Consider the following 1,519-nt stretch of genomic DNA (forward strand, 5'->3'; position numbering starts at 1 on the left):
GATTTTGAACCTAATTTGCAATACGCAATCGATAAAGGCTAACCCATGATGAGGCGCTGTTAGAATTCGAACGGTTCACAAATTACTGGATAGCAAATCCAAATAAAAATGCAAACAAACGCTATTGGCAAAGGACTTGGTACAATTGGGTCACAAGCCCTATCGGAATGCTAGCAAAGAAAAAAGCAAGATTAGAACAGGAAAAACGGTTAGGTGGTCATTATGGAAAATTCACTCATAAAACTTTCACAGAACAGTTTGCAGAAGGCTTCAACGAACTCAGAGATCATTTCTCATCTGGAGAAGATTATGGAAATGATCAGTCCGGGGCATCCATTGACGCTGAAAGCTGGGAATACATTGACGAAACAGGAGGAGGCGCTAACCTTAGATGCTTGAATCATCTACAAGCGTTGCTTTCTGTGAAAGCTTCAGTTAAGCAAATTGAGCAAACTTCTTTCCTACTCTCAAGCATGAGAGTCCCTGCGAATACAGACGCCAAAGCCGTCGTTTTATCCTATGGCATGATGCTGGACCGCATTTCGTCATATGCTATGAAAAAGGGCGTCGAAAATATCGTAACGGGTTAAGCAATTGGGATATCAAAAACATTTATGCCAACTTGTGGAGAGCTTTTAACTTATTGCCAGACAGTAGAAAACACCCTTCTTTCAAAAGCCGAAAGTGTACGCAAGACTGTTTTGAGCACCCGTGAAAAAAGGCTGAAAGAAAAGGCAATGAGAGAGAATTCAAGACCACTCACGTTGATTGAAAAGCAAAAGCTTGAAGGAATTTAAATGGTCTTGGGGGAACAGTGAAAAACATTGCAGGTTAGTAAACTAGTGAAAAGCGCTGATCATTTTGGGATTAGATATGTGTTTAAACCGACAAAAAGGCACCGTACAAAGAGATTTGAAGTTTTTTACTACAATTAAAAACACAAAACGCTCTGTACGGTCAAATTTTAGGTAAATAGACCAATTGGTAAATTATGGACTAAAAACATGAGAATATTAAAAGACCTGTTCTTAAAAAAGCGTAAACAACCAATGCAAAAAGAGTTTGTTGCAACAGCTGTTGGTTATGTTCCTTGGGGGGGGACGGAGCAGAGGAGTATTTTTACAACCTCCACAAATATGAAGACGGTACAAGAGAATGTGAAAAGTTTGATGGCGGCCAGTATTATACCACACCAGAAAATGCGGATTTTAGTACCAAAGCGCAAGTGAAAGCTTGGGTTTACGGTGGTGCTATTCCGAAAAGCGTTCTCAATTACGAACCTCTTATAGACGAGATCAATAAAGAGATCAAAAAATTATCGAAAACCGCAGGAAATAAATATGTTTACAGATAAACAGCTAAGAGCCTTGTTTGGCATTATAACTTTTATATTTTTATGTTTTTTAGGAATTAAAAAAAATCCTTACTTTATTCAAAGTATTTTGACATTCGCATCTGTTTCTTTGGTAATAGTCACAACTGTTTTTGCAATTTTATGCAATTCTCATATTCCTTCTGA

General features: G+C 38.0%; 2 protein-coding genes and 1 pseudogene. All 3 read left to right on the forward strand.

Going from position 1 to position 1,519, the window contains the following annotated elements; genetic code table 11:
* The first annotated feature begins 167 nt into the window (after nucleotides 1–167).
* The 3 genes and pseudogenes from ACFINM_RS09725 (at nucleotide 168) to ACFINM_RS09735 (ending at nucleotide 1,354) form a co-directional block, all read left to right on the forward strand.
* Nucleotides 168–590: a hypothetical protein gene (locus ACFINM_RS09725; RefSeq protein ID WP_375641296.1), complete on the forward strand. Its 423-nt coding sequence runs from the start codon at nucleotides 168–170 to the stop codon at nucleotides 588–590.
* Between the two features lie 24 nt (nucleotides 591–614).
* Entirely contained in the window at nucleotides 615–797 is a 183-nt protein-coding gene (locus tag ACFINM_RS09730) for a hypothetical protein (protein WP_375641299.1), read from the forward strand.
* 207 nt (nucleotides 798–1,004) lie between these two features.
* A pseudogene (locus tag ACFINM_RS09735) lies at nucleotides 1,005–1,354 on the forward strand (hypothetical protein).
* Nucleotides 1,355–1,519: the final 165 nt, after the last annotated feature.

It is taken from the genome of Bartonella sp. AA168HLJHH (assembly GCF_042197365.1).
In the GTDB taxonomy this organism is placed as follows: Bacteria; Pseudomonadota; Alphaproteobacteria; order Rhizobiales; family Rhizobiaceae; genus Bartonella.

Bases quoted from the DNA above. Each gene is read 5' to 3' on its own strand.
- ACFINM_RS09725 (WP_375641296.1), top strand. From the start codon at position 168: ATGCTAGCAAAGAAAAAAGCAAGATTAGAACAGGAAAAACGGTTAGGT.
- ACFINM_RS09730 (WP_375641299.1), top strand. From the start codon at position 615: ATGCCAACTTGTGGAGAGCTTTTAACTTATTGCCAGACAGTAGAAAAC.